This window comes from Streptomyces sp. NPDC090032, from assembly GCF_044748025.1.
Classification (GTDB): Bacteria; Actinomycetota; Actinomycetes; order Streptomycetales; family Streptomycetaceae; genus Streptomyces.
This window is the reverse complement of sequence record NZ_JBIVFF010000010.1, coordinates 1-13,278: the sequence shown is the minus strand read 5'-3', so window position 1 is coordinate 13,278 and position 13,278 is coordinate 1. Positions and strand designations below refer to the sequence as shown.

Genomic DNA, 13,278 nt, shown 5'->3' with positions numbered 1-13,278 from the left:
AACGGTTGGCGGCACCTGCCCGCACGGCCCGCGCCCGCGTCATCCAGCTGCTGCCCGGCCCGATTCCGCTTCCGCGCGCGGCCCGGTCCCCGACCACGCCGTCCCGGACGCCGGGGCCGCCGGCGAGCGCACGCCACGCCGCACCTCGTGCCCCGGGGTGTCCGACCGGCCGATGACCCAACTCGCCCCCGGCAGCGCCTTGGCGGCCTGCTTGAGCGGCGCCAGGGACGCGGCCGCCTGCCGGTGGTCGGCGACGCTGCCCGCCGCGCACAGCACCGTGGCGAGCGACATCGTGACGGGCCGCCCGCCCGCTGCCCAGGGCACGTCGAGCACCGCGGACGCCAGCGGATCGAGCCCGTCCGGATCGGCCAGGACCAGGAAGTCGTCGCCCCCGATATGACCCACCCTGGTCGTGCCCGACGCGGCCCGTTCCAGAGACCTGCCCACCTCACGGATCAGATCGTCCCCCGCGGCGAACCCCGCCCCGTCGTTGACCTGCTTGAACCCGTCGATGTCCAGCCAGCTCAGGGCGAACCCCCGCCCCTGCGCGATCCGCCGGTCCACCTCGCCCGTGATGGCGTCCGAACCGGGCAGCCGCGTCAGCGGATTGAGCGCGGCCGCCTCCTCGACCCGGCTTTCGGCGAGCGCGCGCACAAGATCGGCGAGCCGCACGATGCCCACGCACCGGCCCCGCTTGTCGACGACCGCGACGTCGTCGGCCGTACGGCTGCGCTCGCCGTCCGCGAGTACGTCGAGGACCTCCCAGGCGGTGGCGTCCACACCCACCGTGCGCGGCTGGTCACCGTGGCGGGCGGCCGGCCGGTCGGCGTAGAGCGCATGCCCGTAGCGGCCCGACAGGGACAACAGGAAGCGGTCCCGCTGCACCGAGCGCACCGGTGCGCCCGCCGAGTCCACCAGGAGCACGCCGGACACGTCGGGAGAACCGGTGAGCAGGGCGCGTACGCGCCCCGCCGAGGCCGATGCGGGCAGCAACGCGGCGGGCCGCACGAACTGGCGCACCGGCGGCCCCGAGGGCGGCGGCGACGCCACCGGGGGAGTCAGCGCCGGAACGTACACATCGGCCGCCGGCAACCGCGACGGCGGCGCGAACAGCTCGCCCTGGGCCAGCTGCGCACCGGCCTCCCGCGCGGCGCCGCACTGCAACTCCGTCTCCACGCCCTCGACGGCGAGCAGCGCGCCCAGCCCCTCGCACAGCGTCCGCATCGCGCTCACCGACGTGGGACGCGACAGCAGTGAGGCATCGAGCTTCACGAGGTCCGGCGCCAGGTCGACCAGGAGCCGCAGGGGCAGGTCGCCGTCACCGACGCCGTCCGCACAGACCCGGAAGCCTTCCTCGCGCAGGGCCGTGACCCCCTCCAGGAGCGCTCGGTGAGGCACGTGGGTGAACGGGGGACCGATGTCGACCGTCACCTCCCAGGGCAGCCGCCCCACGTCCCTGACGGTGTCCCGCAGCGCGGCCAGACCACCGAGGTCCGCCACCGTCCCCGCGAACACATTGACGTGCAGCGGCAGCAGCGTCTCCCGCTGCGCCGCCGAGCGCACCGCCAACGCGGCAAGACGGCCGTCGAGTTCGGGGTCGCGCCGGGCCTGTGCCAGCACGTCACCGACCTCCGGACGGGCGAGTATCTCCAGGGCCGCCACGGCTCCGGTCGTCAGGTTGACGACCGGCTGGAAGGCGAAACGGAGAGCGTCCGTCCAGGAAGGCACGGAAGCATAATGGCGCCCCCGGCGCGCGCCCAGGCGCAGTTCACGAGCTGTTCACGCACCCTTTCGGCCGACCACGCAGCGTACGGATCCCTGGGAGAGTGCCGGGTCAGCGGACCGCGACCACGGACGAGCCGTGCCCGAACAGTCCCTGATTCGCCGTGATCCCCACGCGCGCGTCCGCCACCTGTCGCGCGCCCGCCGTGCCGCGCAGCTGCCACGTCAGCTCGCAGACCTGGGCGATGGCCTGCGCGGGGACCGCCTCTCCGAAGGAGGCGAGTCCGCCACTGGCGTTCACGGGTATGCGCCCGCCGGGCGCCGTCGCGCCCTCCCTCAGCAGCTTCGCCGCCTCACCCTCGCCGCACAGCCCCAGATCCTCGTACCACTGGAGCTCCAGAGCGGTCGACAGGTCGTACACCTCCGCGAGGGAGAGCTCTTCCGGGCCGATCCCGGCCTCCTCGTACGCGGCCCGCGCGATGGAGGCACGGAAGGTGACGCCGGTCGGCTCGACGGCCGCCGCCGAGTCGGTGGCGATGTCCGGGAGGTCGAGCACCGTGTTCGGATACGTCGGCGTGACCGTCGACACCGCGCGGATCCGCACCAGATTGCGCACCCCGCGCTTGCGCGCGAAGTCCATGCCGCACAGCACGAGCGCGGCCGCCCCGTCGGACGTGGCGCAGATGTCCAGGAGCCGCAGCGGATCGGCGACGACCGCCGACGCGGCCACCTCGTCGGCCGTCACGGTCTTGCGGTACCTGGCGTTCGCATTGAGTGCGCCCGCCGCCGCGTTCTTCACCTTGACCTGCGCGAAGTCCTCCAGCGTGTCCCCGTGCACGGCCATGCGCCGGCGCGCGTACAGGCCGAAGTACGCCGGGTTGGTCGCGCCGAGGACCCGGAACCGCAGCCAGTCCGGATCGTCGTGCCGGTCCCCGCCCGCAGGCCGGAAGAACCCCTTGGGAGCGGCGTCGGCACCCACCACGAGCACGACGTCGGCGAGCCCCGCGAGGATCTGCGCACGCGCCGCGCTGACCGCCTGGGCGCCCGAGGCGCACGCCGCGTACACGCTCGCGACCCGCGCGCCCTGCCAGCCGAGCGCCTTCGCGAACGTCGCGCCCGCGACATAGCCCGGGTATCCGCCCCGCACCGTGTCCGCGCCCACGACGGAGTCCACGTCGCGCCAGTCGATCCCGGCGTCGGCAAGGGCCGCCCGCGCCGCCACCGTCCCGTACTCGACGAAGCCGCGCCCCCACTTGCCCCAGGGGTGCATGCCCGCGCCGAGCACCGCCACGTCGTCCGTCATGCCGCCACCCCCGTCGGCCGCCAGTGCCACGTCGTCCAGGTCGTGTCCCCGTCCTCGTCGAGCACGCCGGGCACGACCTCCACCTCCATGCCCACCTCCAGGTCGGCCACGGAGAGCCCGGGAACCGCCTGCCCCAGCACCACCAGGCGCTCCGCCTCCAGCTCCACAGCGATCAACGTGTAGGGCTGCCACGGAAGTTCCGGATCGGACACGTACGGTGCGGGAGGCCGGTACCTGCTGTCCGTGTACGACCAGACCCGGCCGCGCCGGGAGAGCGGCACGGAGAGCAGCTCCCCTCCGGCGCAGCCGGGGTTGCGGCAGAAGGTGTCCTCGCGGGGGAAGAAGACGGAGGCGCAGGCCGAGCAGAGCGTGCCGATCAGCCGGAAGTCCTCTCCCTCCCCGGTGAACCAATCGGCCACCACAGGTGTGCGCGTACGCGACAAGGCCCCTCCCGCGCTGGATCCGACGACGCCACCAGAACACCAGCAGATCTGATGGACCGTCAGAAGTGTGTCATGGGCCGGCCACTCAGGGAACGCCGGGAGACGGGGAAGTCGAAGTACGTGTCCGGGAAGAGCTCCGGCTTGTACGTGAAGTGCCACCACTCCTCGGGCAGGTTCACGAACCCCTGCGCCGCCAGGGCGTCCCGAAGGAGGTCACGGTTCGCGCGCTGCGCCCCCTGGATCCGCGGGTCGTCGGTGTGGGCGAGCGTGTCGAAGCAGTCGAAGCCCGTGCCCATGTCCACCGAGTTGTCGGGGAAACGCTCCTTCTTCGGCCCGTAGCAGGGCGCCAGCCGCTCACCGGGCACGTACGCGCGCGTGGGCAGCGCCGGCAGCTTCACGACGGTCAGATCGAGGGTGGAGCCCCGGCTGTGCCCGGACTTCTCCGCGATGTAACCGTCCGTGAACAGCCGCGTCTTGTCGACCTGCGGATAGAACTCCGCCTTCATCCGCTGGTCGTCGAGGTCCTTGGCCCAGCGCACGAAGTGGTCGACCGCCCGCTGTGGCCGGTAGCAGTCGTACACCTTCAGCGAGTAACCCCGCTTCAGGAGCCCTGCCTGCGCTTCGTGGAGCGCCTTCGCGGCAGGCTCGGTGAGAATGCACATCGGCTTCTCGTAGCCGTCGACGGGCGCCCCGACGAAGTCGTGCGCAGTGATGTAGCGCATCTCCTGGATGATCGTCGGATCGACGTCCCGAAGCGCCACGAACTGCGGCGGAGCCTTCGGCTCGGGCTTCGCCTGCGCGGCGCTGGGAGTGGTGGCGGTCCACAGGAGCACGGCGGCAGCGGTGACGGCGAGTCTGCGTACGGCGGTTGCGATTCGGGTCATGAACCCTGCATCTATCAGGATCAAAGGTGGCCAGGGAAGAGCGCCGCTTCGCGATCGGATACAGTCCGCGGCGTGTCAGCACCCCACCACATAACCAACGCCGTTCCGGATTCCCACTGTTCGAGCTGTGGAACCGCCTACGGACCCGACATCTCGGGATGGCCGCGCACGTGCCCGGCCTGCGCCGATGTGAGCTACCGCAACCCTCTGCCGGTCGCGGTCGCCCTCCAGGCCGTCTACGACAGCCGCGGTTCCGCTCTCGTCGTGATCACCCGGAGCATCGCCCCCGCGCGCGGGGGAGTCGCCCTGCCCGGCGGGTTCGTCGACCACAAGGAGGACTGGCGCGCCGCCGTCGTCCGTGAGCTCAAGGAGGAGACGGGCATCGAGGCGGCGAGCCGCGACGTACGCCTCGCCGACGCCATGAGCTCACCCGACGGTCACCTGCTCCTGTTCGGCCTCCTCCCGGAACGCCCGGCAGCCGAACTGCCCGAGCCCGCCGGGACGGACGAGACCGAAGGCTGGCACCTCCTGCGCCGCCCGGCCGAACTCGCCTTCCCGCTCCACACCTTGGCCGTCCAGGCCTGGTTCGAGGGCCGATACGTCTGACGCGCACCCTCGCACGAACGCTCCGGCCCTCTGAACGCTCAGAGCCCGCGGACCCGCACCGGGTACGCGGGCTCGGCCGGCCCGCCCTCGTCCTGCCGCTCCACCACCACACTGCCGCCGCTCCACCGCGTGGTGTAGCGCTGGACGTCCGGCTCCTGCCAGCCGTCACCGACGTCGGGCACGACAACCCCGCCGCCCGTACGCCCCTGCGCCGGAGCCCACACCTCGAGGCACAGCTCCCCGTCCTCGCCCCGCACCGGGATCACCGCGCCCGCCCGCGCGAAGACGGGAACACGCGACAGCGGCGCGTCCACCAGAACCTGACCGGGCCCCTCCTGCGCCTGCCCGCTCTCCGTGTCGTACCAGAGCCCGCGCGGCAGCCGCACCGCCCGTCGATCCGCACCCGGCTCCAGGACAGGAGCCACCAACAAGGAGTCACCCAACAAGAACGCGTCCTCGCAGTCCCGCAGCACCCTGTCCTCCGGAGCACCCCACCACACGGGGCGCACGTACGGAGCACCCGTACGCCGTGCGAGATGAGCCAGCGTCACGAAGTACGGCAGCAGCCGCCTGCGCTCGACGAGCGCCACGCGCGCGTGCCCCAGCGCCTCTTCACCGAACTCCCACGGCTCCCGGCGCCCCGCCCGCAGCGCCGCATGCGTACGGAACAGCGGCAGATACGCACCCAGCTGGAGCCACCGCAGATACAGCTCAGGAGACGGATCCCCGTCGAACCCGCCGACGTCCGGCCCCGAGTACGGCACTCCGCACAGCCCGAGGCCCAGCACCAGGGAAAGCGACGCGCGCAGACCGGGCCACCCCGTGGCCACATCCCCGGACCACGTCCCCCCGTAGCGCTGAAGCCCCGCCCAGCCCGCGCGCGAGAACAGGAACGGCCGCTCCCGGGGCCGCAGTTCGCGCAACCCCTCGTAGCCGGCCCGCGCCATGCACAGCCCGTAGACGTTGTGCGCCTCCCGATGGTCGCCGCCCCGCCCCTCCAGGGAGTGCCGTGCCGAGCGAGGCAGCGTCGGGTCACCGAAAGCGGCGAACGACGCCGGCTCGTTCATGTCGTGCCAGAACCCCGAGAACCCCTGGGCCAGCCTCTCCTCGTACAGACCGCCCCACCACGTGCGCACCGCGCGGTCGGTGAAGTCGGGGTACACCGACTCACCCGGCCACACCACGCCCCGCACCGGCCTCCCCGCCGCATCCTTCACGAAGGCGTCCGCGGACGCTCCCGCGTCGTACACGGCGTTCCCCGCCTCCGCCTTGACGGCGGGGTCGACGATCGACACCAGCCGCACACCGTCCTCGCGAAGATCCTCGGCGAGCCGCGGGAGCCCCGGATACGTCTCCTGGTCGACCGTGAACACCTGAAACGCGTCGAGATGATCGATGTCCAGATGCACCGCGTCGAGCGGAAGCCCCCGCTCCCGGTAGCCCGCGACGATCCGCCGCACCTCACGGTCTCCGCCGAATCCCCAGCGCGCGTGCTGGTACCCGAGCGCCCAGGCCGGCGGCAACGCGGGCGCACCGGTCAGCGACGCCCACGCAAGCAGCACGCGCGCGGGGGCACCCACCATGACCCAGCAGCGCAGCGGACCGCCCTCCATCCGGACCTCGCACGTCCCCGCCCGGTCGTGCCCGGACCCGGCACCCTCCTCGCCCTCGGCCAGCGTCACCGTCCCGTCCCACGAGTTGTCGTGGAACACCAGATGGGTACCCGCGTCGGCGACCACCATCTGCACCGGCATGGTCAGGGACAGCGGATCGTCCCCCGGCCCGAACGAACCGCCCGGATCCGTGTTCCACAGCCGGTACGCGCCGCCGCGCAGCCGAGGCCCCGAGGCCCGGCCGCCCAGCCCGAAGAACCGTGCGTCGGGAGCCACTTCGGACCGCTGCACCCACCGCGCCTCGCCCCCGTCCGCGGGCTCCCACCAGCGCGGCGGCAGATCCCGCCGCAGCACCACACCGCCCGGAGTGCACACGGAGACAGCGCCGTGCCGCGACACGACGACGGTCACCCGCTCCGCCACCACCCGCCAGCCGCCGTCCTTGTCCGGCTCCAGGACGGCCCGCGGATCCGGCTGCGGACAAGAACCCGCCAGCGCGTACGACGGCTCCGGTTCGGCCCCGTCCCAGCCCCAGAAGACCGCACCCGTCACCGTCACCGTGATCCGCAGCCGGGACCGCGTGAACCGGACGACGCCACCACCGGGCGCAGGCTCGGCCCCCGTCACCGGACCCGGCACCCTCGCCCGCTCCGGCCCCCGGCGCCGCATACCCGCCGCATCGGCCCGCTTCCTGCGCCACGAGGACCGCACCGCCCGCAAACCCTGGACCGCCCCCACCAAGCCAACCGCCCTCACCGCGCGTACCAGGTCACGACCGTTCATGCTGCTCACCCTGTCATCGCGGGGCGTGCAAAGGTGAGTCGTTCAACTGCCGTTCATCCGTGGTGGCACCACATCTTCACGACACGGACTATGTGGGGCGTGACCTGGTGCGGAAGTCGATCACGTGGCATCGTCCCTGTCAGCCGCGTCACGCGCACACACCGGCCCGTGCGCGGGACCGACGCACACCACGCGTACATCCGGGAGCCGCCCCATGCCGTCCGCAGCGAATCCGACGCCGCTCTGGAAGCCCGACCAGGAATTCATCGCAGAAGCGCAGATCACACGCTTCCAGGCCTGGGCGTCCGAACACTACGGAGCCCCCGCCGACGGCGGCTACGAGGCGTTGCACCGCTGGTCGGTGACCGAACTCGACACGTTCTGGAAGGCCGTCGCCGACTGGTTCGACATCCGGTTCACCACCCCCTACACGCGCGTGCTCGGCGACCGCTCCATGCCAGGAGCCGAATGGTTCCCCGGTGCCACCCTGAACTACGCCGAACACGCCCTGCGTACGGCCACCGACCCCGCGCGCGCGGACACCCCGGCCATCCTCCACGTGGACGAGACACACGAACCCCGACCCGTGACCTGGGCCGAACTGCGCCGCCAGGTCGGCTCGCTCGCAGCCGAACTGCGCACCATCGGCGTACGCCCGGGAGACCGCGTCAGCGGCTACCTGCCGAACATCCCCGAGGCCGTCGTCGCTCTCCTCGCCACCGCGGCCGTCGGCGGAGTCTGGACGTCCTGCGCCCCCGACTTCGGCGCCCGCAGCGTCCTCGACCGCTTCCAGCAGGTCGAACCCGTCGTCCTGTTCACCGTCGACGGCTACCGCTACGGCGGCAAGGAGCACGACCGCCGCGACACGGTCGGCGAACTCCGCGCCGAACTGCCCACCCTCCGCGCGGTCGTCCACATCCCGCTGCTCGGCACGGACGCCCCCGAAGGGGCCCTGGAGTGGTCGGCGCTCACTTCCGCCGACACAGAGCCCGTCTTCGAAGCCGTCCCCTTCGACCACCCCCTGTGGGTCCTGTACTCCTCAGGCACGACCGGGCTCCCCAAGGCGATCGTCCAATCCCAGGGCGGTATCCTCATCGAGCACCTGAAACAGCTCGGCCTGCACTGCGACCTGAGCCCCGGCGACCGGTTCTTCTGGTACACGTCCACGGGCTGGATGATGTGGAACTTCCTCGCCTCCGGACTCCTCACGGGCACCACGATCGTCGTCTACGACGGCAGTCCCGGCTATCCCGACACCGGTGCCCAATGGGCCGTCGCCGAACGCACCGGGGCCACCCTCTTCGGCACCTCGGCCGCCTACGTCATGGCCTGCCGCAAGGCCGGCGTCCACCCCTCGCGCGACCACGACCTCTCCCGCGTCAAGTGCGTCGCCACGACCGGTTCCCCGCTCCCGCCGGACGGCTTCCGCTGGCTGCACGACGAGGTACGCGAAGACCTCTGGATCGCCTCCGTCAGCGGCGGCACGGACGTCTGCTCCTGCTTCGCCGGAGCCGTCCCGACCCTCCCCGTCCACGTCGGCGAACTCCAGGCCCCGTGCCTCGGCACGGACCTCCAGTCCTGGGATCCGCAGGGCAAACCGCTCATCGACGAAGTCGGTGAACTCGTCGTCACCAAGCCCATGCCCTCGATGCCGATCCGCTTCTGGAACGACCCCGACCGCAGCCGCTACCACGACAGCTACTTCGACACCTACCCCGGCGTCTGGCGGCACGGCGACTGGATCACCCTCACCTCCCGCGGTTCGGTCGTCATCCACGGCCGCTCGGACTCCACCCTGAACCGCCAGGGCGTCCGCATGGGATCGGCCGACATCTACGAGGCCGTCGAACGCCTCCCTGAAATCCGCGAGTCGCTCGTCATCGGCCTGGAACAGCCCGACGGCGGCTACTGGATGCCCCTGTTCGTCCACCTCGCACCCGGCGCCGTACTCGACGACGACCTCCGCGCCCGCATCAAGCAGACCATCCGCGAGAACCTCTCCCCGCGCCACATCCCCGACGACATCATCGAAGCCCCCGGCGTCCCGCACACCCTCACCGGCAAGCGCATCGAGGTCCCCGTCAAACGCCTCCTCCAAGGCACCCCCCTGGAAAAGGCGGTCAACCTCGGCTCGGTCGACAGCGTCGAACTCCTGCGCTTCTACGAGGAGATCGCCCGCAACCGCCCCTGACCGCACCCGGTTCCCCGCCGTTGTCAGTGCCCCCGATTACTGTGAGTGAGCATTGACCTACAGCTCTCAGGGGGAACCATGGCGCACACCCAGAACACCCAGCACGCCGGCATGCGACGCGTCCTGCGCCGTGAAGTCGCGGGAGTCATCGGCCTGCTCGCCGACGAACGCGACTTCACGGCGATGCAGAGCTACCGCACCTTCACCTTCGACGACCACGACACGTACCTCGAGCAGGTGGAGAGCCTTCTCCAGGCCCTCGCCGCACAGGGCGGACACACCACCGTCGCCCTCTTCGACCCCGACGAGTACGCGGACTTCTGCGCCGAGACCGGCCTCGAACCCGACACCCCCGCCAGCCGCACCCGCTTCACCGCCGAACTCGCCGTCATGGGCACCACCGTCCCCTACGCGGGACAGCCCCTGGCCGACCTGCTGCCCGAGCTGGTCGACGAGGCCGTCCGGCAGGCCACGTGGGAGTACGCCTCGTCTGTCCTCGCCCGAATCGGACCGTGCGGCGACTGCGGCCGGGACATCGGAAGGGACGCCTTCACCCGCGCCTCGCATCTCCTGACGCGGGTCCTCGACACGGCAGGCACAGGCGACCATCACCTCGTGTGCAGCGTCCCCACCGACGCGGAATCACTGCTGTCGGTACTCCACGTCGACTGCCCCACCGAGGACAGCGTGCGACTCGACGAGAAGGAAGCACTCGAGTTCACCACGGTCCTGGCCCTCGGCATCGCCACCGGAAGCCCGGGCGGCCTGGTCATGCGCACCACCGTCCCGGAGACGGACGACCGCGTCCAAGGCTGGCGCCTGCGCGACGAGCGCCTGCTACCGCTCACCGCGGCAGAAGTCTTCGACGCCTACTGCACCGACGCCCAGTCCGGCGACCTCGTCGCGCCCGAGTCCGGCGTCGACTACTGCGCCGCACGCGACCTCGGAGACGCCGGCCCTGGGGGCGGGCACACCCACTGAGACGACCGTGGGGCGCTCCACCACGAAGGTGAAGCGCCCCACGACAACGAACCGCCTTCCGGCTACTCGCCGGACAGCACCGCCTGAGCGGCCTTACGGGCCTCCTCGGCGGAGTCCGCGGCACGCGCGGCCGAGGCCGCACGCTCGCACTGCGCCAGCGTGTACTTGGCGAGCGTCGTCCGCACGTAAGGAATCGACGCCGCACCCATGGAAAGGGAGGTGACACCCAGACCGGTAAGGACGCACGCGAGCAGCGGGTCGGACGCGGCCTCACCGCAGACACCACAGCTCTTGCCCTCGGCCCTCGCAGCGTCAGCGGACAGCGCGACCAGGTCGAGCAGCGCGGGCTGCCACGGGTCCTGAAGCCGGGACACCGCACCGACCTGCCGGTCGGCGGCGAACGTGTACTGCGCGAGGTCATTGGTCCCCAGCGAGAGGAACTCGACCTCCTGCAGGATCGAACGCGCCCGCAGCGCGGCCGACGGAATCTCCACCATCGCGCCGAACTTCGCCTCGAGGCCCGCCTCACGGCAGGCGTCGGCGAAGGCCTTCGCGTCCGCCCGGTCGGCGACCATCGGCGCCATGACCTCGAGATAGACCGGCAGCCCCTCGACAGCCTTGGCCAGCGCGGTCAGCTGCGTACGCAGCACCTCGGGGTGCTCGAGCAGCGAACGCAGACCACGCACACCCAGAGCCGGGTTCGGCTCGTCGGCGGGCGTCAGGAAGTCCAGCGGCTTGTCCGCACCGGCGTCGAGGACGCGCACCACGACCCGGCCCTCGGGGAACGCCTCGAGAACCTTCCGGTACGCGTCGACCTGCTTCTCCTCGGAAGGAGCTTGGCTGCTGTCGTCCAGGAACAGGAACTCGGTACGGAACAGACCGACACCCTCCGCACCGGCTTCGAGCGCGGCCGGTACGTCGGCCGGACCGCCGACATTGGCCAGCAGCGGCACCTTGTGACCGTCGGACGTCGCACCAGGACCGGACGACGCGGCCAGCGCGGCCTTCCGCGCAGCGGAGGCAGCCTCCAACTCGGCCCGCTTCTCCGGACTCGGATCGACGAAGATGTCACCGGTGCTGCCGTCGACAGCGATCACCGTGCCCTCGGCGAGCTCACCGGCACCGGGCAGCGCAACGATGGCCGGCACCCCGAGCGCACGCGCCAGGATCGCGCTGTGACTGGTTGGCCCGCCCTCCTCGGTCACGAAGCCGAGCACGAGCGTCGGGTCGAGCAGCGCCGTGTCCGCGGGAGCCAGGTCCCGCGCGATCAGCACGTAAGGCTTGTCGCTGTCCGGAACACCGGGCATCGGTACCCCGAGCAGTCGCGCCACGATCCGGTTCCGCACGTCGTCCAGGTCGGCGACGCGACCCGCGAGGTACTCACCGGCTCCGGCCAGCAGCGCCCGATAAGACGCGAAGGCGTCGTACACCGCACGCTCGGCCGTGCTGCCGACCGCGATACGGCGGTCCACATCGGCCATGAGCTCCGGGTCCTGCGCCATCATGGCCTGGGCCTCGAGCACGTGCTGAGCCTCGCCACCGGCCAGGTTGCCGCGCGCAATCAGATCGGCCGCCACAGCTTCCACGGCCTGACGGGCGCGCCCCTGCTCGCGCTCCGCGTCCTCCGTCGGGATCTGCTTGGCCGGCGGCTCGAGAACCGCCGTCCCCATGTGCCGAACCTCGCCGATCGCCACACCGTGGCTCACGCCGACGCCTCGCAGCGTTGTCTCCATCTCACCGTCTCCGATAGTGCGGCGGGCCCAGCCGCCGCGGTGGTTGACCTGCATGCCGCCCGCGACGGCCCGCGTCACTTCCAGCTGAACAGCGCGTCACCGGACTTGACGTCGCCGTCCTCGACCACTTCGGAGAGGGACTCGGCGGTGGCCTCGAGAGCAACGATCGGGCAGATCGGGGACTTGCCGGCGGCTTCGACGGCGGCCGGGTCCCAGCGCACCATCTCCTGACCGCGCTGCACGGTGTCACCCTTGTTGACGAGCAGCTCGAAGCCCTCGCCATTGAGCTGAACGGTGTCGATGCCCAGATGCGTCAGAACGCCGTGGCCGTCCCCGTCCACTACTACATAGGCGTGCGGGTGAAGAGAGACGACGATGCCGTCGACGGGCGCGACAGCCGCGGAGGGCTCGCGCACCGGGTCGATGGCGGTGCCGGGACCGACCATCGCACCGGAGAAAACCGGGTCAGGAACGGCGGAGAGTCCAATGGCGCGTCCGGCGAGCGGGGACGTCACACTGGTCATGGCAAGCCTCCCAGGGGTGGAGATTGATGGTCACCGTCACTGCCTGTCCTGGACGGCGTACCGTTTCAGAAGAGTAAGTCATAAAAAGTCCCGGTTCCGCATGAGAGGTACCGGTTGGCTGATGTAGAGGGTGCACGCAAACGATTTGCGCCTGCCGTGTACCCCCATGTACTGTCGTCACCTGCTTGAGGCCGAGCAGCACCTTCGGGTGCCTGAAGGCTCAGCGGCAACCATCACGACAGATCCTAGCTTTGATCGACTTCTGCATGCCCGCAGGAGCCCGCGGTCAGAACAACGGAAATTGACTGATAGTGTTTGAACCGCCGGAAAGGGAAACGCGGAAAGCCGAAAGGCTGGAGCGGAAACCTGAAAGGCACCGAGGAAATCGGACACGAAAGAGTCTGATAGAGTCGGAAACGCAAGACCGAAGGGAAACTGCCCGGAGGAAAGCCTGAGAGAGTCTCTCGGGTGAGTACAAAGGAAGCGTCCGTTCCT

10 protein-coding genes are annotated in these 13,278 nt (G+C 71.0%); 3 read left to right on the top strand and 7 right to left on the bottom strand.

Annotated features, from left to right (window positions below):
• Positions 1–39: 39 nt before the first annotated feature.
• The 4 genes from ACIPWY_RS24545 to ACIPWY_RS24530 all read right to left on the bottom strand — a co-directional run bounded on the left by ACIPWY_RS24545 (position 40) and on the right by ACIPWY_RS24530 (position 4,352).
• On the bottom strand, positions 40–1,728 hold the full coding sequence (locus ACIPWY_RS24545) for an EAL domain-containing protein (protein ID WP_393705881.1): 1,689 nt from the start codon (positions 1,726–1,728) through the stop codon (positions 40–42).
• A gap of 106 nt (positions 1,729–1,834) precedes the next feature.
• Complete coding sequence (locus ACIPWY_RS24540) at positions 1,835–3,025, bottom strand: lipid-transfer protein (RefSeq protein WP_393705880.1); 1,191 nt, start codon at positions 3,023–3,025, stop codon at positions 1,835–1,837.
• On the bottom strand, positions 3,022–3,447 hold the full coding sequence (locus ACIPWY_RS24535; protein ID WP_393705899.1) for a Zn-ribbon domain-containing OB-fold protein: 426 nt from the start codon (positions 3,445–3,447) through the stop codon (positions 3,022–3,024). The genes ACIPWY_RS24540 and ACIPWY_RS24535 overlap by 4 nt, the downstream gene beginning before the upstream one ends.
• A gap of 80 nt (positions 3,448–3,527) precedes the next feature.
• Positions 3,528–4,352: a M15 family metallopeptidase gene (locus ACIPWY_RS24530; protein WP_393705879.1), complete on the bottom strand. Its 825-nt coding sequence runs from the start codon at positions 4,350–4,352 to the stop codon at positions 3,528–3,530.
• Positions 4,353–4,424: 72 nt separating this feature from the next.
• On the opposite strand from ACIPWY_RS24530, the gene ACIPWY_RS24525 reads away from it, so the two are divergent.
• Entirely contained in the window at positions 4,425–4,958 is a 534-nt protein-coding gene (locus ACIPWY_RS24525) for an NUDIX domain-containing protein (protein ID WP_362908923.1), read from the top strand.
• Positions 4,959–4,996: 38 nt separating this feature from the next.
• Here ACIPWY_RS24525 and ACIPWY_RS24520 read toward each other — a convergent pair whose 3' ends face one another.
• Positions 4,997–7,354, bottom strand: coding sequence for a TIM-barrel domain-containing protein (locus tag ACIPWY_RS24520; RefSeq protein WP_393705878.1), 2,358 nt, complete (start codon positions 7,352–7,354; stop codon positions 4,997–4,999).
• Positions 7,355–7,568: 214 nt separating this feature from the next.
• Between ACIPWY_RS24520 and ACIPWY_RS24515 the strand changes: the two genes are divergently transcribed.
• Together ACIPWY_RS24515 and ACIPWY_RS24510 are read left to right on the top strand one after the other, a co-directional pair.
• Complete coding sequence (locus tag ACIPWY_RS24515) at positions 7,569–9,545, top strand: acetoacetate--CoA ligase (protein WP_393705877.1); 1,977 nt, start codon at positions 7,569–7,571, stop codon at positions 9,543–9,545.
• 78 nt (positions 9,546–9,623) lie between these two features.
• Positions 9,624–10,526: a hypothetical protein gene (locus tag ACIPWY_RS24510; protein WP_393705876.1), complete on the top strand. Its 903-nt coding sequence runs from the start codon at positions 9,624–9,626 to the stop codon at positions 10,524–10,526.
• 62 nt (positions 10,527–10,588) lie between these two features.
• Here ACIPWY_RS24510 and ptsP read toward each other — a convergent pair whose 3' ends face one another.
• Together ptsP and ACIPWY_RS24500 are read right to left on the bottom strand one after the other, a co-directional pair.
• The gene (gene ptsP, locus ACIPWY_RS24505) at positions 10,589–12,259 is read right to left on the bottom strand and encodes a phosphoenolpyruvate--protein phosphotransferase (protein WP_362909051.1); all 1,671 of its coding nucleotides are present in this window, start codon (positions 12,257–12,259) and stop codon (positions 10,589–10,591) included.
• Between the two features lie 74 nt (positions 12,260–12,333).
• Complete coding sequence (locus ACIPWY_RS24500) at positions 12,334–12,783, bottom strand: PTS glucose transporter subunit IIA (protein ID WP_362908917.1); 450 nt, start codon at positions 12,781–12,783, stop codon at positions 12,334–12,336.
• Positions 12,784–13,278: the final 495 nt, after the last annotated feature.